Annotated in this window: 25 protein-coding genes; 13 read left to right on the forward strand and 12 right to left on the reverse strand. The window is 72.6% G+C overall.

Going from position 1 to position 25,213, the window contains the following annotated elements; all coding sequences use genetic code 11:
* Positions 1–146: 146 nt before the first annotated feature.
* Together ACFZDA_RS27030 and ACFZDA_RS27035 are read left to right on the forward strand one after the other, a co-directional pair.
* A complete protein-coding gene (locus ACFZDA_RS27030) occupies positions 147–1,040 on the forward strand; it encodes a glycosyltransferase (protein ID WP_391086329.1) in 894 nt (297 codons plus the stop codon).
* Positions 1,041–1,424: 384 nt separating this feature from the next.
* Positions 1,425–4,496, forward strand: a complete 3,072-nt coding sequence (locus ACFZDA_RS27035; protein WP_391086332.1) for a BTAD domain-containing putative transcriptional regulator — start codon at positions 1,425–1,427, stop codon at positions 4,494–4,496.
* Between the two features lie 54 nt (positions 4,497–4,550).
* Here the strand turns inward: ACFZDA_RS27035 and ACFZDA_RS27040 are convergent, their stop codons facing one another.
* The 3 genes from ACFZDA_RS27040 to ACFZDA_RS27050 form a co-directional block, all read right to left on the reverse strand.
* The gene (locus ACFZDA_RS27040) at positions 4,551–6,239 is read right to left on the reverse strand and encodes a bifunctional 3'-5' exonuclease/DNA polymerase (RefSeq protein ID WP_391086334.1); all 1,689 of its coding nucleotides are present in this window, start codon (positions 6,237–6,239) and stop codon (positions 4,551–4,553) included.
* 936 nt (positions 6,240–7,175) lie between these two features.
* Positions 7,176–7,919, reverse strand: coding sequence for a Clp protease N-terminal domain-containing protein (locus tag ACFZDA_RS27045; RefSeq protein ID WP_391086336.1), 744 nt, complete (start codon positions 7,917–7,919; stop codon positions 7,176–7,178).
* Positions 7,920–7,989: 70 nt separating this feature from the next.
* Entirely contained in the window at positions 7,990–8,622 is a 633-nt protein-coding gene (locus tag ACFZDA_RS27050) for a LysE family transporter (protein ID WP_391086337.1), read from the reverse strand.
* A gap of 110 nt (positions 8,623–8,732) precedes the next feature.
* On the opposite strand from ACFZDA_RS27050, the gene ACFZDA_RS27055 reads away from it, so the two are divergent.
* Positions 8,733–9,848: a DUF2786 domain-containing protein gene (locus tag ACFZDA_RS27055; protein ID WP_391086339.1), complete on the forward strand. Its 1,116-nt coding sequence runs from the start codon at positions 8,733–8,735 to the stop codon at positions 9,846–9,848.
* A 7-nt stretch (positions 9,849–9,855) separates the two neighbouring features.
* Here the strand turns inward: ACFZDA_RS27055 and ACFZDA_RS27060 are convergent, their stop codons facing one another.
* From ACFZDA_RS27060 to rpmB, 4 genes are all read right to left on the reverse strand, one after another.
* On the reverse strand, positions 9,856–10,404 hold the full coding sequence (locus tag ACFZDA_RS27060) for a DUF4232 domain-containing protein (RefSeq protein WP_391086341.1): 549 nt from the start codon (positions 10,402–10,404) through the stop codon (positions 9,856–9,858).
* A gap of 100 nt (positions 10,405–10,504) precedes the next feature.
* On the reverse strand, positions 10,505–11,038 hold the full coding sequence (locus tag ACFZDA_RS27065; protein WP_391086343.1) for a hypothetical protein: 534 nt from the start codon (positions 11,036–11,038) through the stop codon (positions 10,505–10,507).
* Positions 11,039–11,215: 177 nt separating this feature from the next.
* Complete coding sequence (gene rpsN / locus ACFZDA_RS27070; RefSeq protein ID WP_391086346.1) at positions 11,216–11,521, reverse strand: 30S ribosomal protein S14; 306 nt, start codon at positions 11,519–11,521, stop codon at positions 11,216–11,218.
* Positions 11,521–11,757 (reverse strand): 50S ribosomal protein L28, encoded by a 237-nt coding sequence (rpmB, locus tag ACFZDA_RS27075; protein ID WP_184594657.1) that lies wholly within the window; start codon positions 11,755–11,757, stop codon positions 11,521–11,523. The genes rpsN and rpmB overlap by 1 nt, the downstream gene beginning before the upstream one ends.
* Before the next feature lie 63 nt (positions 11,758–11,820).
* Here rpmB and rpmG point away from each other — a divergent pair, with 63 nt between their 5' ends.
* From rpmG to ACFZDA_RS27100, 5 genes are all read left to right on the forward strand, one after another.
* The gene (rpmG, locus tag ACFZDA_RS27080) at positions 11,821–11,985 is read left to right on the forward strand and encodes a 50S ribosomal protein L33 (protein WP_391086349.1); all 165 of its coding nucleotides are present in this window, start codon (positions 11,821–11,823) and stop codon (positions 11,983–11,985) included.
* A gap of 2 nt (positions 11,986–11,987) precedes the next feature.
* A complete protein-coding gene (locus ACFZDA_RS27085) occupies positions 11,988–12,236 on the forward strand; it encodes a type B 50S ribosomal protein L31 (protein WP_086847611.1) in 249 nt (82 codons plus the stop codon).
* Between the two features lie 4 nt (positions 12,237–12,240).
* Complete coding sequence (locus tag ACFZDA_RS27090; RefSeq protein ID WP_391086351.1) at positions 12,241–13,476, forward strand: GTP-binding protein; 1,236 nt, start codon at positions 12,241–12,243, stop codon at positions 13,474–13,476.
* 4 nt (positions 13,477–13,480) lie between these two features.
* Positions 13,481–13,714 carry a 30S ribosomal protein S18 gene (rpsR, locus tag ACFZDA_RS27095; protein WP_391086353.1) on the forward strand — a complete coding sequence of 78 codons (234 nt, stop codon included), beginning with the start codon at positions 13,481–13,483 and terminating at the stop codon, positions 13,712–13,714.
* A 618-nt stretch (positions 13,715–14,332) separates the two neighbouring features.
* Positions 14,333–14,551: a DUF397 domain-containing protein gene (locus ACFZDA_RS27100; RefSeq protein ID WP_050810297.1), complete on the forward strand. Its 219-nt coding sequence runs from the start codon at positions 14,333–14,335 to the stop codon at positions 14,549–14,551.
* A gap of 92 nt (positions 14,552–14,643) precedes the next feature.
* Here ACFZDA_RS27100 and ACFZDA_RS27105 read toward each other — a convergent pair whose 3' ends face one another.
* Positions 14,644–15,138, reverse strand: a complete 495-nt coding sequence (locus ACFZDA_RS27105; RefSeq protein WP_391086355.1) for an ATP-binding protein — start codon at positions 15,136–15,138, stop codon at positions 14,644–14,646.
* A 363-nt stretch (positions 15,139–15,501) separates the two neighbouring features.
* Here ACFZDA_RS27105 and ACFZDA_RS27110 point away from each other — a divergent pair, with 363 nt between their 5' ends.
* The 4 genes from ACFZDA_RS27110 (at position 15,502) to ACFZDA_RS27125 (ending at position 19,189) form a co-directional block, all read left to right on the forward strand.
* Complete coding sequence (locus ACFZDA_RS27110; protein WP_086559607.1) at positions 15,502–16,326, forward strand: helix-turn-helix transcriptional regulator; 825 nt, start codon at positions 15,502–15,504, stop codon at positions 16,324–16,326.
* A gap of 90 nt (positions 16,327–16,416) precedes the next feature.
* Entirely contained in the window at positions 16,417–17,880 is a 1,464-nt protein-coding gene (locus ACFZDA_RS27115; protein ID WP_391086357.1) for an aldehyde dehydrogenase family protein, read from the forward strand.
* A 105-nt stretch (positions 17,881–17,985) separates the two neighbouring features.
* Positions 17,986–18,537, forward strand: a complete 552-nt coding sequence (locus ACFZDA_RS27120; protein WP_391086359.1) for a DinB family protein — start codon at positions 17,986–17,988, stop codon at positions 18,535–18,537.
* A gap of 10 nt (positions 18,538–18,547) precedes the next feature.
* Positions 18,548–19,189 (forward strand): helix-turn-helix transcriptional regulator, encoded by a 642-nt coding sequence (locus ACFZDA_RS27125; protein WP_391086361.1) that lies wholly within the window; start codon positions 18,548–18,550, stop codon positions 19,187–19,189.
* A 46-nt stretch (positions 19,190–19,235) separates the two neighbouring features.
* On the opposite strand, the gene ACFZDA_RS27130 is transcribed toward ACFZDA_RS27125, so the two are convergent.
* From ACFZDA_RS27130 to ACFZDA_RS27140, 3 genes are read right to left on the reverse strand one after another with little or no spacing between them, the layout of a single operon-like run.
* On the reverse strand, positions 19,236–20,642 hold the full coding sequence (locus ACFZDA_RS27130) for a glutamate decarboxylase (RefSeq protein WP_391086363.1): 1,407 nt from the start codon (positions 20,640–20,642) through the stop codon (positions 19,236–19,238).
* Positions 20,643–20,679: 37 nt separating this feature from the next.
* Complete coding sequence (locus ACFZDA_RS27135; protein WP_391086365.1) at positions 20,680–21,963, reverse strand: ion channel protein; 1,284 nt, start codon at positions 21,961–21,963, stop codon at positions 20,680–20,682.
* Positions 21,964–22,019: 56 nt separating this feature from the next.
* Positions 22,020–22,385, reverse strand: a complete 366-nt coding sequence (locus ACFZDA_RS27140) for a YbjQ family protein (RefSeq protein WP_010044286.1) — start codon at positions 22,383–22,385, stop codon at positions 22,020–22,022.
* 135 nt (positions 22,386–22,520) lie between these two features.
* On the opposite strand from ACFZDA_RS27140, the gene ACFZDA_RS27145 reads away from it, so the two are divergent.
* Positions 22,521–23,384 carry a VTT domain-containing protein gene (locus tag ACFZDA_RS27145; protein WP_391086368.1) on the forward strand — a complete coding sequence of 288 codons (864 nt, stop codon included), beginning with the start codon at positions 22,521–22,523 and terminating at the stop codon, positions 23,382–23,384.
* A 94-nt stretch (positions 23,385–23,478) separates the two neighbouring features.
* Here ACFZDA_RS27145 and ACFZDA_RS27150 read toward each other — a convergent pair whose 3' ends face one another.
* The gene (locus ACFZDA_RS27150) at positions 23,479–25,176 is read right to left on the reverse strand and encodes a threonine/serine exporter family protein (RefSeq protein WP_391086370.1); all 1,698 of its coding nucleotides are present in this window, start codon (positions 25,174–25,176) and stop codon (positions 23,479–23,481) included.
* Positions 25,177–25,213 lie beyond the last annotated feature (37 nt).

Here is a 25,213-nt window from a genome sequence, read left to right on the forward strand (position 1 = left end):
ATCCTGTGCCCGATCCGGTCGGGTGCCGTGTCCGCCGGACGGCGTGGACGCACCGCCGTCCGGCAGGCGTACTGAAAGGGTCTTCACCGTGAACGGCTAGCATCGCCCGGCAATCCGTCAGCAGCCGACCGGGACGAGGTGAGGACATGGGGGCGCCCAGGATCGCCGTCGCCGTGGTGACGATGGGCAACCGGCCCGAGGAGGTCGACGCTCTGCTGCGGTCCGTGGCCAAGCAGGACGTGCCGCCCGAGCGGATCGTCATCGTCGGCAACGGCTGCCCGCTGCCCGAGTTCGCCCGGCGGCTGTCGCTGCCCGGCGAGGTCACCCCGGTCGAGCTCGACGAGAACCTCGGCTGCCCCGGCGGGCGCAACGCGGCCCTCGCGCGACTGCGGGAGTTCGGCGACATCGACGTCGTCGTGGATCTGGACGACGACGGGCTGCTCGTCGACGCCGATGTGCTGCGCCGCGTGCGGGAGCTGTACGCCGCCGACGAACGGCTCGGCATCGTCGGCTTCCGCATCGCCGACGAACTCGGCGAGACGCAGCGGCGGCACGTGCCCAGGATCGGCAACGCGGACCCCCTGCGGGGCGGGTACGTCACCGGGTTCCTCGGCGGCGGGCACGCCCTGCGGATGGCCATGCTCGACGAGGTCGGCGACTGGCCCGCCGAGTTCTTCTTCGCGCACGAGGAGACCGATCTGGCCTGGCGCGCGGCCGACGCGGGCTGGCGCATCCTGTACGCGCCCGAACTGCTGCTCCAGCACCCGAAGACCTCGCCCGCCCGGCACGCCATCTACTACCGCGTGAACGCCCGCAACCGGGTCTGGCTGGCCCGCCGCAGGCTGCCGCTCGCGCTCGTCCCCGTCCACCTGGCTGTCTGGGTGCTGCTCACCCTCGCACGGAACCGGTCGGGTGCGGGGCTGCGGGCATGGTTCGGCGGGTTCGTGGAAGGCGTACGGGAGCCGGCGGGTGAGCGGCGGCCCATGCGCTGGCGGACGGTGTGGCGGCTCACGCGGCTGGGGCGTCCGCCGGTCATCTGACGCCGAGGACACCGCCGGGCGGCCGGAAGCTTGGTGGGGCCCCGGCCGTTCACCTCCGCCGACCGGGACCCGGACCCGGCCGCGGCGGCGACACTCCCCCGAGTTGCGCGTCCAGACGCGCGCGCCGCCGGGCCAGATCCGACGTAGTGATCACATCAGGGTTTGCCAACGGATCGCTAACATGTGGCCAACGGTTCGCCGTTGCGTCGTCCGTCGATTGGCGTGAAGTCGCCGAACCAGGACGGACGACGGCCTGCGCGGAGCCGTTCCGGCGCAGAACATGCGGACGAAGGTGGCGGAAAACCGCTGCCCCAGGGGCGGAAACCCGTCAAGGGTGGAATCTCGTCCAGGGCAAGAGCGGTGGCACGGGGAGACGGGGGCACGATGGGGGCATCTGCCTGTTCGGGCAGCGAGGACGGTTCCGAGGGGCGGTTCGGACTGCGGTTCGGGCTGCTCGGGCCGCCGGTGCTGTACCACGACACCGACGGGTCCGGCCGGAGCGAAGTCCGCGATGTCGCGAGCCCCAAATCCCGTGTGCTGCTGGCCGCGTTGCTGCTCGACGCCGGACGGGCCGTCTCCGTCGAGTCGCTCAAGGACGCGCTGTGGGGCGGGGCGCCGCCCGTCTCCGCCCAGGCCTCGCTGCACAACCACGTAGCCCGGCTGCGGCGGTCGCTCGACGATCCCGAGCGGCTGCGGACCGTGCCGTCCGGGTATGTGCTGCGGGTCGACGAGGGTGAGCTGGACGTCCATGTGTTCGAGGCCCGGGTCGCCGCGGCGCGGGCCGCGCACGCCGGGCAGGAGTGGGAGCGCGTCCTTGGTGAGTGCGCCGCCGCGCTCGCACTGTGGCGGGGCGCGCCGCTCGCCGGGCTGCCGTCCGAGGTGGGCGGGTACGCCTTCACCCGGCGGTTGCGCGAGGCCCGGCTGCTGCTCCTGGAGTGGCGCTACGACGCCGAGTTGGCGCTGGGCGGCCCGCGTCTGGACGGACTCGTGCCGGAGCTGGCGGCGTTGACCGCCGAGCATCCGCTGCGGGAGGTGTTCCACCGCCAGCTCATGCTCGCCCTGCACCGGACCGGCCGCCAGGCCGAGGCCCTGGCCGTCCACCACGATCTGCGCACCCGGCTGGTCGACCAGCTCGGCATCGAGCCGGGGCCGGGGGTGCGGGAGGCGCATGTGGAGGTGCTGCAGGTCGCGGCCTCGCCCTCGTCCGCTGCGCCCCAGCCGGCCCAGCTTCCCCCGCCGCCGGCGCATTTCACGGGCCGTGCCGCCGAACGCGACGTGCTGCGCCACACCCTCACCACACCGGGAACGCTCCCCGCCACCGCCGTCGTCAGCGGCATGCCCGGCGTCGGCAAGAGCGCCCTCGCGCTGCACGTCGCACACGAGTTGGCGGAACGTTTCCCCGACGGTCAGCTCTACCTCGACCTGCACGGTGCGACCCCCGGCATGGCCCCACTCACCCCCGGCCAGGCGCTCACCGCCCTGCTGCGTGACCTCGGGGCCGACCCCTGCCGCATCCCCGAACACCCCGACGCGGCATCCGCGCTGCTGCGCTCGCTGCTCGCGCCGACCCGCACGCTCCTGGTGCTGGACGACGCGGCGAGCGCCGCGCAGATACGGCCGCTGCTGCCGGGCGGTGCCGGGTGCGCGGTGATCGTCACCAGCCGTTCGCCGCTCACCGCCCTCGACGGCGTCGCCCGCGTTCCGCTCGGCCCGCTGTCGGCCGAGGAGAGCGCGGCGCTCCTGGCCGCGGCCTCGGGCCGGGCCGGGCTGGACGGTTCGGACGCCGCCCGCCGCCTCGTCGAACTCACCGGCTGCCTCCCCCTGGCGCTGCGCGTCGTCGCCGCGCGGCTCGCCGCCCGGCAGGCCCTCACACCGGACGTCCTCGCCGGGCAACTGGCGGGAACGGAAGGGCGGTTGCGCCACCTGGAGTACGACGACCTGAGCGTGCGCCGCTCCCTGGCCGTCGCGCACGACGCGCTCGCCGGGTCCGAGCGCGAGGCCGACCGGGACGCGGCCCTCGTCCTCCGCCATATCGGGGCGCTCGATCTGCCCTCGTACGGCGCACCCCTGCTCGCCCGCCTCACCGGCACGGGCGAACGCCGCACCGAGGCCGCCCTGGACCGCCTCGTCGACGTGGCCCTGCTCCAGGAACCGGCGTACGGCCGCTACGCCCCGCACGACCTCGTCCGCGACTTCGCCCGGGAGCTGGCGGGGGAGCGGGGCGTGGCGGGCACCGGCGGCTCGGGCACGGCTTGTGAACGGGTCGGTGCACGGGACGCGGACGGCACCGGCGCGGACGCCGGTACCGGCGTGGTCGACACCGGTGCCGAGAACACCGGCGCGGAGGGTACCGGCGCCGGCGACACCGGCGCGGATGACGGCACCGGCGCCGAGAACACCGGCGCGGACGCCGGTACCGGCGCGGAGGGTACCGGCGCCGACCACACCGGCCACACCGACCACACAGGCGCCGACTACACCGGTGCCTGTGAGACCGCCCTCCGCTGGTACGCCGCCGTCGCCGAGCGGGTGCTCGTCGCGATCGTCGAGCCCGGCCCCGACCAGGACGACCGTCGCCGCCCCACCGCGGCCCAACCGCCCGGGCACGCGGCGGACGTCGAGACCGTCGCCCCCTTCGCCGGCCCCGAGGAGGCCTTCGCCTGGGGTGACAGGGAGCTGGCGAACATCGTCACCCTGGCCGAGCGGTACGCGGACGACCCGTGCCGGCGGCGCGCGGGCCTCGTCTCCACGCTCGTGCGGCTGATCCTGCCCTACGCGCACCGCAGGGGGCGCGTCGCCGAGCTGGAGGTGCTCGGCCGGGCCGGCCTCGGCGTGGCGCGGCGGCTCGGGGACGAGGCGGCTCAGGCGTACGCGCTGGGCGACCTCGCCGGACTGCACTTCCTGACCGGCCGCCAGGGCGAAGCCCTCGGCCTCAACGACCGCGCGCTGGCCCTCTGGCGACGGCTCGACGACCCTTCCTGGATCCGCCGCTGCCTCAACAACCGCGGCGGCAACCTCTACGAGCACACCGACCCGCGGGACGGCGCCGTGATCGTGCGGCACTCCGCGCACTGCAATATCGGGTACGCCCGGCTGCGGCTCGGCGAACCGGCCGCCGCCGTGGCGCACTTCGAGGAGAGCCTGCGCATCCTGGGCGCTCACGGCGACTGGCACGGCGAGTCCCAGACCCGGCTCGGCCTGGTCCGCGCGCTGCGGCTGCTGGGCCGCACCGGGCGGGCGGCCCGCGAGTGCGCCGAGTTGCTGGACCGGGCCGACGCCCGCGCCGACCGCTACACCGGGGCTCTCGCCCGCCATCAGCACGGGCTGCTGTTACGGGAACAGGGACGGGCCGCAGCGGCACGCGAGGCGTGGGGCTCGGCTCTCGCGACGCTGGAGGGGACCGACGCGCACGCGGTGGTCAGGGAACTCCGCGAGCTGCTCGCCCCCGCCGGCTGACCCCGTGACCCCGGCTGTTCGACTCCTCGGCTGTTCGACTCCTCGGCTGTTCGGCTATTTGGCGTCCGCGTAGCACTCCACCACCGCCGTCGTGAACGGGAACCGCACGGGCGTCTCCCCGAAGGTCAGCCGGCCGGCCAGGGCCGCCGCCTCGCGGATCGCCGCGACGACCGTCTCCGTCTCCTCCTCGGGGCAGTGCACGATCACCTCGTCGTGCTGGAAGAAGACCAGCTCGGCCGCCAGGTCCGCGCAGGATCTGCGCAGCGCGGCGAGCAGCAGCAGGGCCCAGTCGGCCGCGCTGCCCTGGACGACGAAGTTCCGGGCGAAGCGGCCGCGGGCGCGGGCGTTGGTGGAGGCGTACCCGGGCACCCAATGGCCGCTGTCGGGCTGCTCCTCGTCGGTGGCCGGGATGCCGGCCTCCTCCGACGCGTCGTCCGTCCCCCGGGCCGCCGGCGGGCAGGTCCGGCCGAGCCAGGTCCGCACGAGCCGGCCCTCCTCACCGGCACGGGCCGCCTCGTCGACGTACGCGACCGCCCGGGGGAAGCGGCGTCTGAGCGCGGCGAGGTTCTTCAGGCCGTCGCCGGAGGTCTGGCCGTAGACCGCCCCGAGCACGGCGAGTTTGGCCTGGGCGCGGTCGCCGGAGAAGGCACGGTCGGACACGGACTGGTAGAGGTCGCTCTCCCGCCCGGCCACCTCCATCAGCCCGGGGTCGCGGGAGATCGCGGCGAGGACACGCGGCTCCATCTGGTCGGCGTCGGCGACGACGAGCCGCCAGCCGGGGTCGGCGACCACGGCCCGCCGGATCACCTTGGGGATCTGGAGCCCGCCCCCGCCGTTGGTCACCCAGCGCCCGGTCACCGTTCCGCCCGCGAGGAACTCGGGTCTGAACCGCCCGTCGCGCACCCAGTCCTGGAGCCAGGACCAGCCGTGGGCGACCCAGACGCGGTACAGCTTCTTGTACTCGATCAGTGGCTTCACGGCCGGGTGGTCGACGGACTCGATCTCCCAGCGGCGGGTCGAGGTGACCTTGATGCCCGCCTGGGCGAAGGCCTTGACCACGTCGGCCGGCAGGTCGGGCCGCACCCGGCGGCCGAACGCGGCGGACACCTCGTCGGCGAGTTCGGCCAGGCGCCGGGGCTCACCGCCGCCCGCGTACCGCTCGCCCAGCAGGTCGTGCAGCACCGCGCGATGGACCTCGGCGCGCCAGGGCAGCCCGGCGCGGTTCATCTCGGCGGCCACGAGCATGCCGGCCGACTCGGCGGCCGTCAGCAGGCGCATCCGCTCGGGGTGCTCGGCCTGAGCATGCCGCCGCTGCTGCTCGAAGTAGACCGCGAGGAGGTCCGCCAGGGGCAGGTGGACGCCCTGCGGTTCGAACAGGGAGGACTGGGAGCCCGGCTCGGCTGAGCGCTGCGGCGGATCGGGCGGTACGGGGCCGCCGCGCAGCCGGGCCAGGGCGGCCGCGGCCGAGCGTGGTTCCCCGTACCGCCCCTCATGGCCGAGGAGGAGCGTCTCGGCGGCCTCGATGTCGTAGCACCGCTCGACTCGCACCCCCGTGGCGAGCAGGCGCGGGTAGACCTCGGCGGTGGACCGCCACACCCACCGCGTGACGCCGGGACGGCTCCGCACGGCCTCGGCGGGATCCGCCTCCCGCCGCACCGGCCCGGCGGGCAGCCCGTCCGGACCGAGGGGGGCGACGTCCACGCCACCGTCCTCGGCCGCAGCGAGCACCCACCGATCGACCATGCCGCGAGTGTGCCAGGGGGGTCTGACAACGCCCCCTGCCCACGGCCCCGGCCATGGTGAACGTCCTGGTCGCGGTCCACTGCCCCGGTCCGGGGCACGGTGGCCGCGTCGACCAGGTCGCGACGAAGGTGGCTGTCCTGGTCCGGGTTCGGGTGGTGGTCCCTGTCCTGGTCCGGGTTCGGGTGGTGGTCCCTGTCCTGGTCCGGGTTCGGGTGGTGGTCCCTGTCCTGGTCCGGGTTCGGGTAGTGGTCCCTGTCCTGGTCCGGGTTCCGGTGGTGGTCCCCGTCCTGGTCCGGGTTCGGGTGGTGGTCCCTGTCCTGGTCCGGGTTCCGGTGGTGGTCCCCGTCCTGGTCCGGGTTCCGGTGGCGGTCCCCGTCCCGGTCCGGTCCCGCTCGCGGTCACCGTCCTGGTCCCGCTCGCGGTCACCGTCCTGGTGCCGCTGGCGGTCACCGTCCTGGTGTCGGTCGGGGGGCACCGTCCCGGTGCCGGTGGCGATCACCCTCCTAGCCCCGGTCGGGGTCACCGTCCCGGCCCCGGCCCCGGCCCCGGTCCCGGTCCCGGTCACCGTCCCGGTCCCGGTCCCGGTCACCGTCCCGGTCGCCGTCTCGGCTCCGGTCCCAGTCGCGGTGGCCCCCCCCGGGGCCTCGCCCGTGGTGGCCGTTTCGGCCGCGGTCGTCGCCCCACGCCATGAGGGGCATCCCGGTCACGCTGTCTGTCCCAGTCGTGGGTGGGTGCGGTCGCCGTCTCGGGCGCCGCCCGGGCACGGTGGCCGCCCGGTCCCGTCACGCCCGGGGACGTCGTCCCAGCCGCGGTGGCCGCACGGCCCCCACCCCGGCCGGGGGCGCCGTGCCGGGCCGGGCCCGCCCGTGTCGCCCTGGGACACCTCCCAGGCCTTCAGGCACTGGGGGAGGCGACTGCCCGCAGCTCAGCGGAGCGTCACGCCCCGTCCGCCGCGTCCTTCTGCGCCTGCACGATCTTCTCCAGCGCCTCCGCCACGTACCGCTCGGTCCGCTCCTTGTCGATGCCCAGGGCGCTGAGGACGCCCTCGCCGTTCTCGTGTTCCAGCAGGGCGAGCAGGATGTGCTCCGTGCCGATGTAGTTGTGGCCGAGGCGCAGGGCCTCGCGGAAGGTGAGCTCCAGGACCTTCTTCGCGGCCTGGCCGTACGGCACGAGTTCGGGGGCGTCCTCGACGGCCGGCGGCAGCGCGGCGGTCGCCGCCTCGCGGACCGTGTCGAGGGAGACGCCCTGCTCGACGAGCGCCTTCGCGGCGAGGCCGTCCGGCTCGGCCAGCAGGCCGAGGACGAGGTGCTCGGGCACGCCCTCGGCGTTGCGCGCGGACTTGGCCGCGTTGTGCGCGGCCATCACCGTGTTGCGGGCCCGGGGCGTGTAGCGGTTGAAGCCCTGGCTCGGGTCGAGGTCGGCCGACTCCTTCGGCACGAACCGCTTCTGCGCGGCCTGCCGGGTAACCCCCATGCTCTTGCCGATGTCCGTCCAGGAGGCACCCGAACGCCGGGCCTGGTCCACGAAGTGGCCGATCAGGTGGTCGGCCACCTCGCCGAGGTGATCGGCGGCGAGCACCGCGTCCTGGAGCTGTTCGAGGGGTTCCTGGTGAACCGTCTTGATCGCCGCGATCAGATCGTCGAGGCGCACGGATGACGTGATGTCGGGGTTCGTCGTCATGGTGTCAACCGTAGGTTGCGCCCCGCCGGGTGTCAACCGCGAGTTGACACCCCCCGTCGTCGCGAGCCGCCTACTTCGGAGAGGTCGCCACCAAACGCACCGCCAGCCCCGTGAACACCGTCCCCGAGACGATGTTCAGCCAGCGGTTCACCCGCGCACTGCGCCTGAGGAGAGCCGCCAGCCGCCCCGCGAGCAGGCCGACGCTGCCGTCCCACAGGAAGCCCATCACGACGAGCGTGACCCCGAGCAGCAGCAACTGGCCCCGGACATGGCCGAGCGAGGCGTCCACGAACTGCGGCAGGAACGCCACGTTGAAGAGGATCACCTTGGGATTGAGCAGGTTGGTGATCGCGCCCTGCCAGAACGCCCGCCGCATCCCCGCGCCCGCGGCCCCGGCCCCCTCCTCGCCCGGCACCGAGCGGTCCCGGAACGCCTTCACCGCCAGGTACAGCAGATAGGCCGCGCCCGCCCAGCGCAGCACGTGGTACAGCGTCGGCAGCGCCGTGAACAGGGCCGACAGACCGAGCGCCGCCGCGACCGCGTGCACGAGCATCGCGCACGCCACCCCGAACGCCGCCATCACCCCGGCGGTGGGCCCGCCCCGGCCGCCCATCGCCACGATGAACATCATGTCCGGGCCGGGAGTGACGCAGAGCGCGAAGGCGGCGACGAGGAACGCCGCGTACAGAGACATGTCCACCATGAGGGCCATGTTCGAAGCCCCGCCGCGCACGGACGACGTAATTCCGCGGAGTGAGACGTACGAGGTCGCGCGTGCCGGGCCGCTCGTGACGGCGTGGCACCATCGGCCCCGTGAGTACGCCCACCACCGTCGACCGCGCGTTCGAGACCGCCCTGTACGACACCAGCGAGACGGCCCTCGACGCCGGCGCGTCCCTGCTCGCGTCCGACCCGTCGGCGGACGCCGAACTCGCCCGTCGCGGCGCGGAGTTCGTGGCGGCGGCCTGGCGTCGCGGCTGGCAGCCGGCCGACGTCGTACGCATCGTGCGACGCGAACTGGACGACGTACACGTCCACCTGGTGGCGGCACTGATCCACGCGCAGGCGCCGCACGACCGCCCGCGCGGCCACCGCTGGCACGCGCAGCTCGCGGAGCTCCCCGCCCCCGGCGCCCGGCCCGGCACCGACCGCTTCTCGCACGCCACCGCCGCACTGGAGCTGTACCGCCTGCTGCTGCGCCTGCCCGCCCTGGAGTCCCTCGACGCGTCCGTCGACGAGCCGGCCGGGGAGCCGAGGACCGAGTCCCGGATGCTGGGCCGGATCCGCGCTCTGCTCGCCAAGGCCGAGGCCACCGGGTTCCCGGAGGAGGCGGAGGCGCTTAGCGCCAAGGCGCAGGAGCTGATGGCCCGGCACAGCGTCGACGAGGCCCTGCTCGCGGCCCGGGCACCCTCACCGGAGACGCCCGGGGCCTGCCGGATCGGTGTCGAACCGCCGTACGAGCAGGCCAAGGCGGTGCTCCTGGACGCCGTCGCCGCCGCCAACCACTGCCGGGCCGTGTGGAACGAGCCCCTCGGCTTCTCCACCGTCGTCGGCTTCGAAACCGACCTGGATGCGGTCGAACTCCTCTACACCTCACTCCTCGTGCAGGCCACGACCGCGATGACGAAGGCGGAGGCCGTCCAGCGGGCGGGTGGCCGCAAGCGCACCAAGACGTTCCGGCAGTCCTTCCTCGCGGCCTACGCCCACCGCATCGGCACCCGCCTGGCGGCAGCCGCCGAGACCCAGGTGACACAGGACCTGCTCCCGGTCCTCGCCTCCCGCGACGTGGCGGTCACCGGCCGGCTGGACCGGCTGTTCCCGGAGACGACCACGACCCGCCTGCGCGGTGTGCGCGACGCGGCCGGCTGGACGGAGGGCGCACAGGCGGCGGACCGCGCCCGGGTCGACCACCGTCCGCCGTTGCGCTGACCTGCCGTCAGTCGCCCGAGGACTCGAAGCCGCTCACCGAGGCCTGCGCCGCGCCGCCGCTGCCGGCCCCGTCCCTGCGGGCGACCTCGCCGTACGACCACGGCAGGTCGCGCGCGTCCGCGGTGGCGCCCGGCAGGGCGAAGGACGCCTTCCGCACGGTGAGGCTCTTCGGGGAGCCCGCCTCGCCCCGGACGTAGGTGATCGTGAAGGACGTGGTGCCGTCCTTCCCGAGGGTGAGCGACTGAGCCTTCGCGCTCTGCTCCGGGGACACGGACGTCGTGGTGTCCTCCGCCGAGAGGTCGACGACGGGGAAGCCCTTCAGGGTGCACTGGGCACCGTTGTTCGTGAGGGTGACGGTGACGTTGCCGGTGTCCCCGGCCGCCGGGGCCGCACCGGCCCCGACCTCCACGCCCAGATCGCCGATCGCACAGGCCGAACTGCCCGGCCGGTCCGTGTTCTTGACGTCGTCGCCACCGGTCTCGGCGCCGTCGCAGGCGGTCAGCAGGAGTGTCGCCGCGAGACCGGCGGCCAGGGCGAGGGGAGGAAGGGTGCGCATGAGGTCCTCTGGTGCGTGATGGCGATGGGTGCGTGATGGCGATGAGTGGTTCCGACGCAGGGATCATCTCGGACGCGGGGACCGCCACGCACCCGCGCTCCTACCCGAGGCCCCCGGTCGGCAGCCCCGTCGGCAGCTTCCCGCCCTCCGCCTTCTGGTAGGTCTCCGCGCCGATGCCGCCCTCCCAGGTGACCTTGAGGCTCCGGCCGTTCACGGAGTCGACCCTGCCGGTCGTCCGGTCCTTGCTGCCGTCCGTGCACTTCATGCGGATCATCCGCGTCCCGGACTGCTCGCCCGCGGTGCCGGTGCACACGCTGCCGCCGGTGGCGAAGAGCGCGGCCTGCTTGCCGGTGATCACCAGGGCCACGGCCTTGCCGCCGGTCGTGGCGAGCCAACTGCCCGCGAGCGCGCCGGCGGCCGACCCGCCGGAACCGGTGTCGGAACCAGAGCCGGAGTCGCCGCCCGTTCCGGCGGACGCCGTGGCGGACGGGGCCGGGCTGGACGCCGAGTCGTCCCCGGAGCCGCCGTCACCGCTGCACGCGGACAGCACGAGCACGCCCGCCAGCCCCGCGGCCGCCGCCGCGACCCGCACCGGCACCCGCCGACTCGTTCCCGGGCGACGCGAGAAGATCACCGAGTTCACTGCAAGCCCCCAAGCTGTAGCCGTCCGACCGGCCCCGGCGCGGCCCGCCGGCCCTTCCCGGAACCCGCAGCAAGCTACCAGGGCCGGTCAAGAGACCCCGGGGCGAACCCCCGAGGGTCTCGTGACCGGCCGGCCGGCGCCGGGCCGCGGCGCCGGCAAGGCCCCGCCTCACCAGGACGACTTACGCACCCCCGGCAAATACCCCGCATGCGCCTGCCCCCGCAGACTCACCCGGGACAGTCCGAACGCCCGGAAGTAACCGCGCGGACGCCCGTCCACGGCGTCCCGGTTGCGCACCCGCGTGGCGCTCGCGTCACGCGGCTGGCGGCGCAGTTCCGTCTGCGCGGCGAGCCGTTCGGCGTCCGTGGACGACGGGCGCCGGATGATCTCCTTCAGTTCGGCCCGCCGGGCGGCGTACCGCGCGACGATCTCCTGCCGCTTGTCGTTCTTCGCGATCTTGCTCTTCTTCGCCATCAGACCTTCACTCCCCGGGCACGGATCCGGGCGACGGCCGCCTCGACCCCGATCGTGTCGACGGTCTTGATCGCCCTGGCGCTCAGCCGCAGGCGTACGTACCGGCCCTCGCTCGGCAGCCAGTAGCGCTTGGACTGGATGTTCGGGTCGAACCGGCGTGAGGTGCGCCGGTGGGAGTGCGAGATGCGGTTGCCGAAGCCGGGCCGGGTGCCGGTCAGCATGCAGTGCGCGGACATGTGGTGACGTACCTCTCTGACTCAGGTGATGTAAATGGAATTCATTTTCAGTAGCATAGCGGCATGGCACGCAACGAACTCCGGCCGGTCGTCAAGCTCCGGTCCACGGCCGGGACCGGCTACACCTACGTGACCCGCAAGAACCGTCGCAACGACCCGGACCGACTGACCCTGCGCAAGTTCGATCCGCTCGCCGGCCGCCACGTCGACTTCCGAGAGGAGCGCTGACCATGCGCGAGGGAATCCACCCGGACTACGGTCCCGTCGTCTTCCGTGACCGTGCCGCGGACTACGCCTTCCTCACCCGCTCGACCATGACGAGCGAGAAGACGATCGAGTGGGAGGACGGCAACACCTACCCGGTCGTGGACGTCGAGATCTCCGACGTCAGCCACCCCTTCTACACCGGCACCGCCCGCGTCCTGGACACCGCGGGACGCGTCGAGCGCTTCGAGCGCCGGTACGGAAAGAAGGGCTGACCCCGTGGCTGTCCCTCCTGGGCTCTCCGTCGTGATCGTCGGCGGGCTGCACGCCGACGCCCGCAGCGCGGCCGTGGCCCGGCTGCTCGCCGACGTGCCCGGCAGCGTCGCGCTCCACCACGACCTGGCGACGGCCGCGGCCGGCACGGTCGTACGGACCGTCCGGGACGCCACCGGCGTCCTGGACGCGGGGGAGGCGCCGCTCGTCAACGACTGCGCCTGCTGCGCCCTGCGCGAGGACCTGCTCCCGGAGCTGGAGCGACTCGCCCGGAACACCGCCGGGCGGACCCCGCTGGCCGTCGTCGAGCTGTGGGACTCCGTCGAGCCCAAGGCCATGGCCGAGGTCGTCACGGCCGGCGGGCTCACCGTCACCGGTGTGATCACCGCCGTCGACCCGGCCCTGGTCCTGCCCTACCTCGGCAACGGCGACGACCTGGCCGACGGCGGTCTCGCCGCCGCGGCCACCGACCAGCGCACGGTCGCCGACACCTTCGCCCGCCAGCTGGAGTACGCCCCCGTCCTCGCGATCGCCGAGTCCCCCGAGGCCGACGACGAGGACCGCGAACTGCTCGCGCAGCTGCACCCGACGGCCCGCCAGGTCCCGATCGGCCACGGCGACCCGGCGGGCGCACCCGCCCCCGGCACCTTCGCGGCGGACCCGGCCGACGGCCTGACCGTGCCGGCCCCGCGCCGCCGCCCGCTCTCCCCGCTGGCCGAGGCCGCCCTGGCCGGTTTCGACGTGGAGTCGGCGGCGGCCGCCCAGCACCCGGCCTGCGCCCTGCTCCCCGCCGAGGCCGACGCGCACGGCGTCTCCACCCTGGTCTGGCAGCAGCGCCGCCCCTTCCACCCGGAGCGGCTCTACGCCGCCCTGGAGGACCTGACCTGCGCGGCCGCCCGCAGCCGGGGCCGGTTCTGGCTCGCCGACAAGCCCGACACCCTGTTCCACTGGGACGCGGCGGGCGGGGCCCTGTGCGTGGAGAGCGCGGGCCCGTGGCTCGCCTCCCTGCCGGACGTGGCCTGGGAGATGGTCCCGCCGGTGCGCCGCGCCGCCGCCGCGCTGGACTGGCACCCCGAGCACGGCGACCGCGGCCAGCACCTGGTCTTCACCTCGCCCGGCCTCGACCGGGACGGCCTGGAGCGGCTGCTGGAGTCCTGCCTGCTGACCGACGCCGAGTACGCGGCCGGGCGCGACGCCTGGCAGCGGCTGCCGCACGCCTTCGACACCCTCCTGGAGGTCTGACCCGATGCCCCGCAAGCTCGACCGCAAGCCCGTCAAGAGCCGCCCCAACCCGCTGGACCAGGCGGGGATCGAGTACATCGACTACAAGGACACCGACCTGCTGCGGAAGTTCATCTCCGACCGCGGCAAGATCCGCAGCCGCCGGGTCACCCGTGTGTCGGCCCAGCAGCAGCGGCAGCTGGCCCGGGCGATCAAGAACGCGCGCGAGATGGCGCTGCTGCCCTATTCCAGCCGCTGATGCCGTACGCCGGCCGTTGAACGCCCCGGGTCCGGGTGAGGTTCCCCACGCTTGACGGGTGGGGGACCTCATGCATCGGTCCCGGGGCCGCAGGAGGCGCACGCCGGGCGGTCCGTCAGGGCCGGGCGGCCGACCGCCGGTCCGGCGATGGTCCGAGCCCGGCACCGGCCTCCGGGAGGACGTCGCCGTCCTGCGTGCGGCCCATTTCCGCCTGCTCCCGCCGGCGGCGGTCGTCTTCCGCATGGGGGCCGTACGGTCCCGCCCGAGGCCCCGTAACCCGCGCCCCAGCTCCCGCTTCTCCGGTCTCGCCGCCGTCCCGGGGCCCGTCCCCGCCGCAGAGCGGATGCTCCGCCTCCACGACACCTCCGCCGAACCCGCCGACTTCGGCGCCGGTGGCCGGGAACGCGCGGACGGGCAGTGCCGTCAAACAGGCAAGAGCTTTCGGTAAAGCAGTCGTCAACGCTGTAACCGGAGGACCACCCCGCGTGCACGTGCATCTGCCCATGCATCTGCACATGAACAGAGCTATGATCCGGGGAAGTTGACCGCTGCATCAATGGCCACACCAGCCAGTGCACCACCGGGGAGCGACCTGTGGACCACGACGTGTACAACGGTATGGCGGCCGCCGGGCTGCGAGGTGTGGCCTGGCAGAAGAGCCGGCACAGCAACTCGCAGGGTTCGTGCGTGGAGTTCGCCCGGTTGCCGGGCGGTGACGTGGCCGTCCGCAACTCGCGCTTCCCCGACGGTCCCGCTCTGGTCTACACCCGTGCGGAGATCGAGGCCATGCTGCTGGGTGTGAAGGACGGCGAGTTCGACCACCTGGTCGGAGGCTGACGGCCCGCCAAGCCCCTTACATAAAGGGGCAATCGGTACTCAACGCGCCGTGACGCGCGTAGAACCGCGGCGCGAGGAAGCGCCGCGGTTTCTCATTCCACGTGCGGCCCCGCGTCGTGCCGCGGCAGCCGGAACAGCGCCCAGACCACCTTGCCGCTGAGCGCGCCCGCGAGCGGGTGCCAGCCCCAGCTGTCGCTGAAGGAGTCGACCAGGAACAGGCCGCGGCCCGACTCCGCCGAGAAGTCGTCGGTCTCCCGGGTCACGGGGCTGTCGTGACTGGGATCGCGCACCGCGCACACCAGGCGCTCGCTCCAGCGCATCAGGTGCAGCCGTACGGGCGGCTCCTGGCCGGTGGCGCACCGGGTGCTCGCGGGCAGACCGTGCCGCAGGGCGTTGGTGACCAGTTCCGAGACCACCAGGCAGACGTCGTCGAAACGGTCGCCCATGTCCCACTGGTCGAGGGTTCTGCGGGTGAACCGCCGGGCTTCGCGCACCGCTTCGTAGCGGGCGGGCAGGGCACAGGAGGCGGCGTCGGACACGGCCGCGGGATCCAGCGGCGGAAGGCCCTGCCGTAACGGCTCGAGCATGGTCGATCCATTCGTCCCCATGCGAGGCACTCCCGGGAATTCGCGGTCGGTGCGATGCGGCGGTGGTGCGGGACCATGGTTTCGGATGCGTACAGCAGATGCAAGGGCAGATGCACGTGCACGTGACCGGAATGCGCCGTCCCGTACCACTTGTTGGTCAATTTTTCCGTCATCTTCAGGCCTCTGTCTGCCTGTTCGCTTGCCTTTTTCTTGAATCCGCGCACGTGCGCCCCCGGCTCGACTTCCGTTTCCGTAACCGGACGAGTACTGCTCGGAGTGTTTTAGTGGCAGACTTCGGCCCCTGAAGACGTTGGGGAGGCGGCGAACGTGAGCGCGGGAGAGCCGGGATCGGTGGTGCGGCGCATGCTGCTCGGATCACAACTCAGGCGACTGCGTGAGGCTCGGGGCATCACGCGCGAGGCGGCGGGCTATTCGATCCGCGCCTCCGAGTCGAAGATCAGCCGGATGGAGCTGGGCCGGGTGAGCTTCAAGACCCGGGACGTGGAGGACCTGCTCACGCTGTACGGCATCACGGACGAGCAGGAGCGCGCCTCCCTGCTGTCCCTGGCGAAGGAGGCCAACGTCGCGGGCTGGTGGCACAGTTACTCGGACGTGCTGCCGAGCTGGTTCCCCACCTACGTCGGCCTGGAAGGCGCCGCCTCGCTGATCCGGGCGTACGAGGTGCAGTTCGTGCACGGCCTGCTGCAGACCGAGGCGTACGCGCACGCGGTGGTCCGGCGGGGCATGCAGGGCGCGAGCGAGGCCGATGTCGAGCGGCGCGTGGCGCTGCGCCTGGAGCGGCAGAAGTACCTCGTCGACGAGAGGGCGCCCGACTTCCACATCGTCCTGGACGAGGCCGCCCTGCGCCGCCCGTACGGCGACCGCGAGGTGATGCGCGGCCAGCTCCAGCACCTCATCGAGATCTCCGAGCGGCCCAACGTACGGCTCCAGGTGATGCCGTTCAGCCTCGGCGGCCACTCCGGCGAAAGTGGCGCGTTCACGATCCTCAGCTTCCCGGAGTCCGACCTCTCGGACGTCGTCTACCTGGAGCAGCTCACCAGCGCGCTGTACCTGGACAAGCCCGAGGACGTCGCCCAGTACGAGAAGGCGCTCAAGGAACTCCAGAGCGACAGCCCGGGCCCGTCGGAGAGCCGGGACCTCCTGCGAGGGCTCCTCCAACTCTCCTGAGACCTCCAACTCCACTGAATCATCAGTACGATGACGTGTGATCAGATCGTGAAGGCGCGATCGAGGGTCTGCTAGGGATCGAGGGATCACATGTCGTCGTCCTACTTCACCGACCTTGCACAGCAGTACATCGACGGTGAGTGGCGCCCGGGTACCGGCTCCTGGGACATCATCGACTTCAACCCGTACGACGACGAGAAGCTGGCGTCGATCACCATAGCCACGGTCGACGAGGTCGACCAGGCGTACCGGGCGGCGGCCCGGGCCCAGAAGCAGTGGGCCGCGACCAACCCGTACGCCCGCCGCGCCGTCTTCGAGAAGGCTCTGCGGCTCATCGAGGAGCGCGAGACCGAGATATCCGAGGCGATCATCGCCGAGCTCGGCGGGACACGTCTGAAGGCCGCCTTCGAACTGCACCTCGCCAAGGAGTTCCTGCGCGAGGCGCTCCAGCTGGCACTGCGGCCCGAGGGGCGGATCCTGCCCTCGCCGGTGGACGGCAAGGAGAACCGCGTCTACCGCGTGCCGGTCGGTGTCGTGGGCGTGATCAGCCCCTTCAACTTCCCGTTCCTGCTCTCGATCAAGTCCGTCGCCCCGGCGCTCGCGCTCGGCAACGCCGTGGTGCTCAAGCCGCACCAGAACACGCCGGTCGTCGGCGGCTCCCTGGTCGCGAAGATCTTCGAGGACGCGGGGCTGCCCGGCGGTCTGCTGAACGTCCTCATCACCGACATCGCGGAGATCGGAGACGCCTTCCTGGAGCACCCGGTGCCCAAGGTCATCTCCTTCACGGGCTCCGACCAGGTCGGCCGGCACGTGGCGACCGTCTGCGCACGGCAGTTCAAGCGCTCGGTCCTCGAACTGGGCGGCAACAGCGCGCTGGTGGTCCTCGACGACGCCGACATCGACTACGCGGTCGACGCGGCCGTCTTCAGCCGGTACGTCCACCAGGGCCAGGTCTGCATGGCCGCCAACCGCGTCCTGGTCGACCGGTCCGTCGCCGGCGAGTTCACCGAGAAGTTCGTCGCCAAGGTGAAGACCCTCAAGGCGGGCGACCCGCGCGATCCGGAGACCGTGATCGGCCCGGTCATCAACTCCTCGCAGGCGGACGCCGTCGCGGGCGTGGTCGAGCAGGCCCTCGCCGAGGGCGCCACGGCCCTGGTGCGCGGCGGCCGGACCGACAACCTCGTCGAGCCGTCCGTCCTGACGGGCCTGCCCGCCGACTCGGCCCTGCTGCGGCAGGAGGTCTTCGGACCGGTGGCGTTCCTCGTCCCGTTCGACGGCGAGGAGGAGGCCGTACGCCTCGTCAACGACACCCCGTACGGACTGAGCGGCGCCGTCCACACCGCGGACATCGAGCGGGGCGTGAACTTCGCCAAGCAGATCGACACGGGCATGTTCCACGTGAACGACGGCACCGTCCACGACGAGCCGATCGTCCCCTTCGGCGGCGAGAAGCACTCGGGCCTCGGCCGGCTCAACGGCGAGACGATGCTGGACTCCTTCACCACCACCAAGTGGATCTCGGTGCAGCACGGCCGGAGCCGGTTCCCGTTCTGATCCTCTCCCTCCGCCGGGCCCTTGCGGACAGAACCTGACCGCAAGGGTCCGTAGTTTGGCCGGTGTCGGGGGAGAGGCCTCCGGATTCGGCGAAAGGCGGCGGTCATGGTCACTCACGTTCCCGCGGAGGCACACGGCGACGAGCGCGGAGCGCTGCTGGCCTTCATCGAGGAGCAGCGCGGAGGCATCCGGCGGGCGGTGCTGGGGCTGACCGGCGAGCAGGCGAGCTCGCGTCCCAGCGCCAGCGAGCTGTCCCTCGCCGGGCTGGTCAAGCACGTCGCCGAGGTCGAGCAGATGTGGATCTCCCTGGCCAAGGGCGAGCGGCCGGCCGTCGTACGGGACCAGAGCAACTGGCACGAGTGCTTCCGGCTGGTCGAGGGGGAGACCGTCGAGTCGCAGCTGGCGTACTGGGAGAAGGTCGCCGCCGAGACGGAGGCGTACATCCGATCGGTGCCGAGCCTCGACGACACCTTCGCGCTGCCGCCCCAGCCCTGGTTCCCGCCGGACGGCCGGGTCTCCCACCGCTGGCTGTGCCTCCACCTCATCCGCGAGACGGCCCGGCACGCCGGCCACGCCGACATCATCCGGGAGTCCCTGGACGGCAGGACCGCCTTCGAGCTGGTGGCCGAGGAGCAGCAGGTGGCGGCCGGGTCATAACCTTGGCCGCATGTCAGCGATCCGTCTCCTCGTGCTCGGCGCGGTCCGCATGCACGGGCGGGCCCACGGCTACCAGGTGCGAGGCGATCTGGAGTACTGGGGCGCGCACGAGTGGTCCAACGCCAAGCCCGGCTCGATCTACCACGCCCTGAAGCAGCTGGCGAAGCAGGGACTGCTGCGCGCGCACGAGACCGCCCCGTCCACGGCCGGCGGTCCGCCGCGCACCGAGTACGAGATCACCGGGCAGGGCACCGAGGAGTACTTCCGGCTGCTGCGCGAGGCGCTGGTCACGTACGACCAGCGGGGTGACGTGAAGACGGCCGCCGTCGGTTTCGTCGTCGACCTGCCTCGGGCGGAGGCGGTCGCGCTGCTGAAGGAGCGCACCCTGCGGATCGAGCAGTGGCGGGCCTCCGTCCTGGAGCACTACGTCCCCGAGGAAGGGCCCGGTCAGCTGGGACACATCGGCGAGATCATGAACATGTGGGTCCACACGGCCGATTCCGAGGCCGAGTGGACCCGCGGTCTCATCGAGCGCATCGAGGGCGGCGCCTACACCTTCTCCGACGAGGGCGACCCGTTCGCCGGCGTCCTGGCCGAGGACGCGGAGAACCCGTACGCGACGGGGGCGCGGCACCCCGGGGACGACCGCTGACCGCGGCCGGCACCCGGGATCTGAGGCCAGTCGAGAAGCCCGCCCCCTAGTGGTGGAAGCTGGTGGCCGCGCTCTTGTCCCGGGTGAAGGGGCGCTGCTGCCGGCGCAGCTCCGGCAGCAGGTGTTCCAGGTCCTGCGTGAGAAGCTCGGCGAGGTCGGCCGAGAAGCCGTTGCGGCACACCACCCGCAGCACGGACAGGTCCTCGCGGTTCGCCGGGAAGGTGTACGCGGGCACCAGCCAGCCGCTCTCGCGCAGCCGCCGCGAGACGTCGAAGACGTCGTACGAGGTCACGTCCGGCGCGGTCGTGAAGGCGAACACCGGCAACTCGTCGCCCCGGGTCAGCAGCCGGAAGTCGCCCAGTGCCTCGATCCGCGCGGCCATGCCCGTGGCCACGTCCCGCGCGGCCTGCTGCACGGCCCGGTAGCCGTCCCGGCCCAGCCGCAGGAACGTGTAGTACTGGGCCACGACCTGCGCGCCGGGCCGGGAGAAGTTGAGCGCGAACGTGGGCATTTCGCCGCCCAGGTAGTTCACCCGGAACACCAGCTCCTCCGGCAGCGCCTCCGCGTCCCGCCACAGCGCCCAGCCGACGCCCGGGTAGACGAGGCCGTACTTGTGCCCCGAGGTGTTGATCGACGCCACCCTCGGCAGCCGGAAGTCCCACACCAGGTCCTCGTCGAGGAACGGCGCGACCATGGCGCCGGACGCCCCGTCGACATGCACGGGGATGTCGAGCCCGGTGCGCTCCTGCAGCGCGTCCAGCGCCGCGCACAGCTCGGCGACCGGCTCGTAGGATCCGTCGAACGTCGAGCCCAGGATCCCGACGACCCCGATGGTGTTCTCGTCGCACAGCTCGGCCGCGGCCTGCGGGTCCAGGTGGAACCGCTCGCCCTCCATGGGGACCAGCCGGGCCTCGACCTCCCAGAAGTTGCAGAACTTCTCCCAGCAGACCTGCACGTTCACGCCCATCACCAGATTGGGCCGCGCCCCCGGGTACCGGTCGGCGTTGCGCCGAGCCCAGCGCCGCTTCAGCGCCATCCCGGCCAGCATGCACGCCTCGCTCGACCCGGTCGTCGAACAGCCCACGGCCGCCGACGGATCGGGCGCGTGCCACAGGTCGGCGAGCATCGCCACGCACCGCCGCTCCAGCTCGGCCGTGCGCGGATACTCGTCCTTGTCGATCATGTTCTTGTCCCGGCACTCCGCCATCAGCACCCCGGCCTCCGGCTCCATCCAGGTGGTGACGAAGGTGGCGAGGTTCAGCCGCGCGTTGCCGTCGAGCATCAGCTCGTCGCGCACCAGCTGGTGGGCCGTCACCGGCGCCATGGGCTGCTCCGGGAGCCGGTGCGTGGGCGGGGCCTCGGCCATGTCGCCGACCGGGTTGGCGGGGCCGTAGAAAGGGTTGACGGACAGGCGGCGGTCGCCGGTCTGGCGGGGGCCTTCGTTCAGTGGCATGACGGACTCCAGAAGGGGTGGTGGGTCAGGGGTGGGGTCACCGGACCGGCGTCCCGTCCGGCCGGATCTGCATCTGCGGCCGGCCCGTCACCAGCAGCCAGGCCGGCAGCGAGGCGACGCAGAGCAGGGCGAGGATCCCCGGCGAGTCGATCAGCACCGCGGCGACGAACAGGCTGATCCAGCCCTGCCGGGTGATGGCCAGCAGCATCCCGAGCACACCGGCGGACACCCCCACCGACGGATGCACCCCGGACACCAGGGCGTGCGCGCACAGCCCGAGGGCGGTGCCGGCGAACACGGCCGGGAAGATGCGCCCGCCGCGGAACCCGCAGGACGCGGCGACGAGCAGCGCGGCCAGCTTCACCACTGTCATGACGGCGAACTCCCCGGCCGACCAGCCGTCCGGGTCGTGCACCAGCTCGGCGAGCTCGTCGAGCCCCTTGAACAGCGTCAGATGACCGCCCAGGGCGGCGAGGCAGCCCAGCACGGCCCCGCCCGCCGGGAGCATCAGCATCGGGTGCCGCAGCCGGCGGAAGACACCGTGGACGTACGGGAGCGCGCGCACGGCGCACATGCCGAGCAGTGCGCCCGCGGCGGCGACCACGACGGCCGCCAGCAGGTCCGACCAGCCCGGCCGGCCGAACGGCAGATCCAGGGCGAAGCTCGGGCGGTCGATGAGCGTGGCGGTCAGGGCACCGGCCGCGGCGGCGGTCAGCGGCGCGAAGAGGTTGTCCCAGAGCAGGCCGCGCGTCTCCTGCCGGGACAGCGCCTCGGAGATCACCAGGGCCGCCGCCACGGGCGTGCCGAACAGTGCGCCGATCGTCGCCGCCTCCGCCAGCGCCGGCCAGATCCGGCCCGGCGCCCGGGGCACGGCCCGGCCGCCCAGCCAGACCGCCAGGCCGACGTTCACGGCGATGATCGGGTTCTCGGGACCCAGGCTCGGCCCGCCGGCCAGCATCAGCGCGGTCGCCAGCAGCAGCCCCGGCAGCACGACGGGCGGCAGGACGGGTGCGTCCAGCCCCGTGGTGGCCGGATCCGGGCCCGCGTGCCCGGGCACCTTCCACACCACCAGCCCGACGGCGACACCGGTCGCGACGAGCACCGCGAACATCCACGCCACGGAGTACCGGCCGATGCCCAGTGCGTCCGGCACGGTCTCCCACAGCACGTCCTGGAGCTGCTCGGCGGCGGCCTCCACCCCCACCAGGAGCAGGCTGGACAGCACCCCGACGGCCACGGCGGGCAGGATCGTCGGCAGCAGCACGCGCGCGGGGGTCGACGGAGTGACGGAGGGCGCCTGCTGCTCGGTGTCCTGGACCACGGGCACACGATAAGGGGATCAAACGGAACAAATCGGAAACACGCTCGCGCGGGGCCTCACTCCCGGGCCAGGACCACCGCCGTGCCGTACGCGCACACCTCGGTGCCCACGTCCGCCGCCTCCGTCACGTCGAAGCGGAACGCGAGCACACCGTTGGCTCCACGCGCGCGTGCCTGTTCGACGAGTCGCTCCATGGCCTGGTTGCGGGTCTGCACGAGCGTCTTGGTGAGCCCGCGCAACTCGCCGCCGACCATCGACTTCAGCCCGGCGCCGATCTGGCTCCCGAGGTGCCGGGAGCGCACGGTCAGTCCGAAGACCTCGCCGAGCACCTCCTGCACGCGGTGGCCGGGTACGTCGTTCGTGGTGACGACGAGGACGTCGGGCCGAGGGCCCTGTCCGCCGCCGTATTCATCGATGCCCATGGTCCACAGCTTTGACCGGGACCGCGCACAGTGCATCCTGAGTGCGCCCATGGAACCTGGGCCATGACGGCCGCGTTGATACTTTGAAGGCGTCAGCCCCCAGCCCGTACCCCCAGCAGCAGGAGCCACATCCCCGTGACCACGCTTGCGCTCGGCCCCGAGTGGCTCAGCCCGGACTACCTGATCTCGACGTTCAGTCTCCCGGGCATCCTGCTCATCGTCTTCGCGGAGTCGGGTCTCTTCGCGTTCCTGCCCGGCGACTCCCTGCTGTTCACGGCGGGTCTCTTCGTCGCCGAGGGGACCTACATCAGCCAGCCGCTGTGGCTGGTCTGCCTGCTGATCGTGCTCGCCGCCGTCCTCGGCGACCAAGTGGGCTACATGATCGGCAAGTTCCTGGGCCCGAAGCTCTTCAGCCGCCCCAACTCCAAGCTCTTCAAGCAGGAGAACCTGGACAAGGCCCACGAGTTCATGGAGAAGCACGGCCCGAAGGCGATCGTCCTGGCCCGCTTCGTCCCGATCGTGCGCACGTTCGCCCCGATCGTCGCCGGCGCCGGCCGCATGAAGTACCGCACGTTCCTGGCGTACAACGTCATCGGCGGCGTCGCCTGGGGCACCGGCGTCACCCTCGCGGGCTACTGGCTCGGCCAGATCGATTTCATCAAGACGAACGTCGAGGCGATCCTCGTCCTGATCGTCCTGCTCTCCGTCGTCCCGATCCTCATCGAGTACCTCCGCGACCGCTCCAAGAAGAAGCGCGCCGCGTCCGAGGCCCCGCCGGCCCAGACCCATCCCCCCGTCATGGACGACGCGACGACCCAGCTCCGCCGCATCACCCCGCACGACCAGCCCCACCAGCACCCGCAGCAGCACCCGCAGCAGCCCCCGTACGACAACCACAACGGCTACAACGACCAGCAGTACTACGGCCAGTACCCCCAGAGCCCCGGCTACGGCCACCAGCAACAGGGCCAGCAGGGCCCCTACAACGGCGGCTACTGAACCCGGCCCGCAAGGGGCGCGGGGAACGGCGACACGCCACCGGCAGCCGGCAGCCGCCAACGGACACCAGGCCCGGGCCCATCGGCACCCGGCGTCAGAACCCCCTGGTCCGCTTGGCGGCCCGCCGCTTCTCCGCCGACCCGATCCGCAGGAACATCCGCGAGATCTCCGAACCCAGATTCACCCCGATGGCGATCGCCATGGCCAGGGCCACCGCCTTGGACAGGGACACCAGCCCCTCGTCCACCTCGTTCTGCGCGATCGCCAGCAGCCCGAAGTACGTCGCGGAACCCGGCAGCAACGGCCCGATCGCCGCGGTCGTGTACGGCAGCGCCGACGCGAACTGGTACCGGGACAGCAGCTGCCCGAACAACCCCACCAGCCCGGCGGCCGCGGCCGTGGACGCCACCGGCGAGATGTCCCCGGCGTAGTGCATCGCGCCGTACACGATCCACGCGACACCCCCGTTCAGCGTCACCCACACCACGGTGGATCGTTCCTGCTGGAGCAGCACCGCGAACGCCAGCGACAACAGCATCGACGCGCCGATCAGCAGCACCGGCTCGTCGGAGACCCCGAGCGCCGCGTCCGGGTTCAGCCGGGCCCCCAGCTGCACGCCGAAGTACAGCACCATCAGCACACCCGCGACGATGCCGACGAAGAAGTACAGGACCTCCAGCAGACGCGCGGACGCGGTGATGTAGAAGCCGGTCAGCCCGTCCTGCACGCCCGCCACCAGCGCCCGCCCGGGCAACAGAGCGAACAGCCCACCGGTGATGACCGCGGAGGCCTTCACATCGACCTGGCCGAGCGTCAGAGCGACCCCGATCGCGGCCGGCGGCGTCGCGGCCACCGTGAACTGGTAGAACTCCGGCAGCCCGCGCCCCGCGCACAGCCACGCCAGCCGGTCGCCGAGCATCGCGCCCAGCGCCGCCGCGACGAACACGATCAGATCACCGCCGACCAGCACGGAGGCCGCACCCGCCAGCAGCCCGCTCGCGCCGGTCAGCGCCCAGCCGGGGTAGGGGTGCCGGTTACGGCGGATCTCGGCGAGCCGCCGGTAGGCCTCCTCCAGGGAGACGGCCGTCTCGTCGTCGCTGAGGTCGTCCACCAGCTGGTACACGGCCGCCAGCCGCGTGTAGTCGGTGCCCCGGCGGCGCACGGTCCGCGACGCCGTGACCGGGTCGTCGACGAGGGACGGCTGGTAGGAGATCGCCAGCAGGGTGAAGGTGACGTTGGGCTCGCAGCGGTCCAGGCCGTACGACCGGCAGACGGCGAACATGGCCGCCTCCACGTCCTCGGCGCCCTCACCGCCCGCCAGCAGCAACTCGCCGATACGCAGTGTCAGGTCGAGCACGCGCGGCACGGCCGGCCCCGAGTCGTCGCCGCCGCGCTGGCTCGGTTCCGGCGCCGGCCGCTCCGCCACCGGCATGCGCAGCATGGTGCGCATCCGGTCCTGCCAGGGCACGTCCTTGGTGAGGCTGACCTTGGGGATCCCGTTCGGCGGGGTGAAGGCTATCGGGGCCTGCTTCGCGCTGTACGTGCTCGGCGGGGTGAACGCCGACCCCTCCTGATCCGCCGCCGGCACCTGCGAGACGTCCAGCCCCTCCGGCAGGGCGAATTCCGACGTCACCTCGGACTCCGTAACGGTCACCTTGGGCACGGCGAGACCCTCGGGGATCGCGAACTCCGACGTCGTCGACATGTCCCCGTCGACGGCGGCCCCCGCCGGAGGCAGGAACATGCTCCTCGCCTCGTCCGACTTCGGCTTGCGGTCCTCCGCGTCCGTCACTGCCTGGCGCTCCCTGTACGACACGTAAGCCTCAGTA

Source organism: Streptomyces sp. NPDC007991 (assembly GCF_042958445.1).
Taxonomy (GTDB): domain Bacteria; phylum Actinomycetota; class Actinomycetes; order Streptomycetales; family Streptomycetaceae; genus Streptomyces.

What these genes read in the sequence shown, in the direction of transcription:
- ACFZDA_RS27045 (WP_391086336.1), bottom strand. Translation starts at nt 7,919, where the DNA reads ATGACGACGAACCCCGACATCACGTCATCCGTGCGCCTCGACGATCTG.
- ACFZDA_RS27140 (WP_010044286.1), bottom strand. Translation starts at nt 22,385, where the DNA reads ATGGGCATCGATGAATACGGCGGCGGACAGGGCCCTCGGCCCGACGTC.
- ACFZDA_RS27050 (WP_391086337.1), bottom strand. Translation starts at nt 8,622, where the DNA reads ATGGTGGACATGTCTCTGTACGCGGCGTTCCTCGTCGCCGCCTTCGCG.
- rpsN (WP_391086346.1), bottom strand. Translation starts at nt 11,521, where the DNA reads ATGGCGAAGAAGAGCAAGATCGCGAAGAACGACAAGCGGCAGGAGATC.
- ACFZDA_RS27030 (WP_391086329.1), top strand. Translation starts at nt 147, where the DNA reads ATGGGGGCGCCCAGGATCGCCGTCGCCGTGGTGACGATGGGCAACCGG.
- ACFZDA_RS27115 (WP_391086357.1), top strand. Translation starts at nt 16,417, where the DNA reads ATGTCGTCGTCCTACTTCACCGACCTTGCACAGCAGTACATCGACGGT.
- rpmG (WP_391086349.1), top strand. Translation starts at nt 11,821, where the DNA reads ATGGCACGCAACGAACTCCGGCCGGTCGTCAAGCTCCGGTCCACGGCC.
- ACFZDA_RS27120 (WP_391086359.1), top strand. Translation starts at nt 17,986, where the DNA reads ATGGTCACTCACGTTCCCGCGGAGGCACACGGCGACGAGCGCGGAGCG.
- ACFZDA_RS27110 (WP_086559607.1), top strand. Translation starts at nt 15,502, where the DNA reads ATGCTGCTCGGATCACAACTCAGGCGACTGCGTGAGGCTCGGGGCATC.
- ACFZDA_RS27105 (WP_391086355.1), bottom strand. Translation starts at nt 15,138, where the DNA reads ATGCTCGAGCCGTTACGGCAGGGCCTTCCGCCGCTGGATCCCGCGGCC.
- ACFZDA_RS27125 (WP_391086361.1), top strand. Translation starts at nt 18,548, where the DNA reads ATGTCAGCGATCCGTCTCCTCGTGCTCGGCGCGGTCCGCATGCACGGG.
- ACFZDA_RS27100 (WP_050810297.1), top strand. Translation starts at nt 14,333, where the DNA reads ATGGCGGCCGCCGGGCTGCGAGGTGTGGCCTGGCAGAAGAGCCGGCAC.
- ACFZDA_RS27060 (WP_391086341.1), bottom strand. Translation starts at nt 10,404, where the DNA reads ATGCGCACCCTTCCTCCCCTCGCCCTGGCCGCCGGTCTCGCGGCGACA.
- ACFZDA_RS27130 (WP_391086363.1), bottom strand. Translation starts at nt 20,642, where the DNA reads ATGCCACTGAACGAAGGCCCCCGCCAGACCGGCGACCGCCGCCTGTCC.
- ACFZDA_RS27035 (WP_391086332.1), top strand. Translation starts at nt 1,425, where the DNA reads ATGGGGGCATCTGCCTGTTCGGGCAGCGAGGACGGTTCCGAGGGGCGG.
- rpsR (WP_391086353.1), top strand. Translation starts at nt 13,481, where the DNA reads ATGCCCCGCAAGCTCGACCGCAAGCCCGTCAAGAGCCGCCCCAACCCG.
- ACFZDA_RS27085 (WP_086847611.1), top strand. Translation starts at nt 11,988, where the DNA reads ATGCGCGAGGGAATCCACCCGGACTACGGTCCCGTCGTCTTCCGTGAC.
- ACFZDA_RS27040 (WP_391086334.1), bottom strand. Translation starts at nt 6,239, where the DNA reads ATGGTCGATCGGTGGGTGCTCGCTGCGGCCGAGGACGGTGGCGTGGAC.
- rpmB (WP_184594657.1), bottom strand. Translation starts at nt 11,757, where the DNA reads ATGTCCGCGCACTGCATGCTGACCGGCACCCGGCCCGGCTTCGGCAAC.